This is a genomic window from Pseudonocardia pini (genome assembly GCF_013870575.1).
In the GTDB taxonomy this organism is placed as follows: domain Bacteria; phylum Actinomycetota; class Actinomycetes; order Mycobacteriales; family Pseudonocardiaceae; genus Pseudonocardia; species Pseudonocardia pini.
This window is the reverse complement of the sequence record NZ_JACBXB010000905.1, coordinates 1-1,982: the sequence shown is the minus strand read 5'-3', so window position 1 is coordinate 1,982 and position 1,982 is coordinate 1. Positions and strand designations below refer to the sequence as shown.

Annotated in this window: 3 protein-coding genes; all 3 read left to right on the top strand. The window is 73.2% G+C overall.

Annotated features, from left to right (window positions below; all coding sequences use genetic code 11):
- Nucleotides 1–405 (top strand): GAP family protein (locus tag H5J29_RS30625; protein ID WP_181784428.1); only part of this gene is annotated, 405 nt, incomplete at its 5' end.
- A 118-nt stretch (nt 406–523) separates the two neighbouring features.
- On the top strand, nt 524–1,021 hold the full coding sequence (locus tag H5J29_RS30620; RefSeq protein ID WP_181784427.1) for a DUF1269 domain-containing protein: 498 nt from the start codon (nt 524–526) through the stop codon (nt 1,019–1,021).
- Nucleotides 1,022–1,165: 144 nt separating this feature from the next.
- Complete coding sequence (locus tag H5J29_RS30615) at nt 1,166–1,933, top strand: MIP/aquaporin family protein (RefSeq protein WP_181784426.1); 768 nt, start codon at nt 1,166–1,168, stop codon at nt 1,931–1,933.
- The last annotated feature ends 49 nt before the right edge of the window (nt 1,934–1,982 follow it).

Genomic DNA, 1,982 nt, shown 5'->3' with positions numbered 1-1,982 from the left:
AGAACACCAGCGCCACACCGGCGCAGCACGCGGCCGCCGGACGAGCCGACCTGGATGCAGCGGCGGCTCGACGGGCTCACGGTGCGGGGGGCGGCGGTCGCGGGCATCGTCACGCACCTGCCCGGGCTGGTGTACCTCGCGGCGCTCAGCGCGATCGTCGGGAGTGCCACGGACTGGCTCGACGGGCTCTTCCAGATCCTCGTCTACAACGCCATCTGGTTCCTGCTGCCGGGGGCGGTCCTGGTGCTGTCGCTGCGCAGGCCGGAGCTGTGCCGCGACCTGTTGGAGCGGCTCGGCGCGTTCACCCGCAGGCACCGGAGGCTGCTCACGGTGCTGTTCCTCGGGGTGTTCGGCGGCTACCTCGTCTGGTCCGGTGTCGCGGAGCTCGCCGCGGCAGCGGCCTGACGCGACCGGCCGCCGCGGCTCGCGCGCGGACGAACACCCCGGCTCGCCCGCGAAGGGTGATGCCCGCGCGGCGCCGGCTGCGCAGAGTTCGAGGCGATCGGCGACGAGGAGGAGCGGCATGGGGACCCTGACGGTGTGGAAGTTCGACTCGGCGGGAGGCGCGGCGGGCGCGCTCGACACGCTGGAGCGGCTGCAGAAGGAGGAGCTGATCCACGTCAACGACGCCGCCTACGTCTACTGGCCCGAGGGGCGCAAGAAGCCGAAGACCGAGCAGCTGCACAACATGACCGGCGCCGGCGCGCTGGGCGGCAGCTTCTGGGGCCTGCTGTTCGGGCTGATCTTCTTCGTGCCGCTGCTGGGTCTGGCGGTCGGGGCGGCGATGGGGGCGCTGGGCGGGTCGTTGGCCAAGGTGGGGATCGACGACGACTTCATCGACGAGGTGCGGCGCAACGTCACGCCCGGCACGTCCGCGCTGTTCGTGATGACGTCCAACGCGGTCGCGGACAAGGTGCTCGACCGCTTCAAGGGCAGCGGCGCCTCGCTCATCTCGACGAACCTGTCCGCCGACCAGGAGGCGCAGCTGCGCGAGGCGTTCGCGGAGGTCGAGAGCTCCTGAGCCGGTCGGGGGGGCCGGTTCGGGGGGCAGGTCGGGGGGAGGAGAGCGGGGGCGGCCGAGGGGCCGCCCCCGCTCTTGCCGTGCCCTCAACTTTCACACGCTGTGGGCGAGTCCCCGGGCGGCCCCGGTGCCGAGGATGGGGGCATGACCAGCAGCGGCATGCGCGGCCTCCTCGAGCTGGAGGGCCCGTGGAACCCGAGTTTCGACGATCCCCGGCACGAGTGGCGGCGGTTGTTCAGCGAGCTCTTCGGCACCTTCCTGCTCGTCCTGGTGGGTGCGGGCGGGGCCGTGGTGGACGCGCTGAGCGGGGGCCAGATCGGCCGGGCGGCCGCCGTCACGGCGCCCGGTCTGATGGTGCTCGGCATCATCCTGTTCATGGGCGGGATCGGGGGTGCGCACCTCAACCCGGCGGTCACCCTGGCCTTCTCGGTGCGCGGCGACTTCCCCTGGCGGCGGGTCCCGGGCTACCTGGTGGCCCAGCTCGTCGGGGCCGTCGTGGCCTGCCTCGTGCTGTGGGCGGTGTTCGGGCGGATCGGCATGCTGGGCGCCACGCTGCCCGGGGCGGGGATCACCGACCTGCAGGCGATGGTGACGGAGCTGCTGCTGACCGTCGGGTTGGTCAGCGTGATCCTCGGGACGGCGTCGTCGGCGCAGAACGTCGGGCCACTGTCCGCGATCGCCGTCGCGGGCTACATCGTGCTGGCGGGTCTGTGGTCGAGCCCGGTCAGCGGGGCGTCGATGAACCCGGCCCGCTCGTTCGGGCCGGCGCTGGTGACCGGGGACTTCAGCGGGTACTGGATCTACCTCGCGGGGCCCCTGGGCGGGGCGCTGCTCGCGGTGGGGATCGCCTACGTGCTGCGCGGCTCCGGCGGCGACAAGGGCGGAACGACGGCCGCCCAGGGTGATCTCTAGCGGCCGGCCGCGACCCGGAAGAGCCCGCCGACGGCATTGCCGAGGCCGG

Coding starts and splice junctions, on each gene's coding strand:
- H5J29_RS30620 (WP_181784427.1), top strand. CDS start 524: ATGGGGACCCTGACGGTGTGGAAGTTCGACTCGGCGGGAGGCGCGGCG.
- H5J29_RS30615 (WP_181784426.1), top strand. CDS start 1,166: ATGACCAGCAGCGGCATGCGCGGCCTCCTCGAGCTGGAGGGCCCGTGG.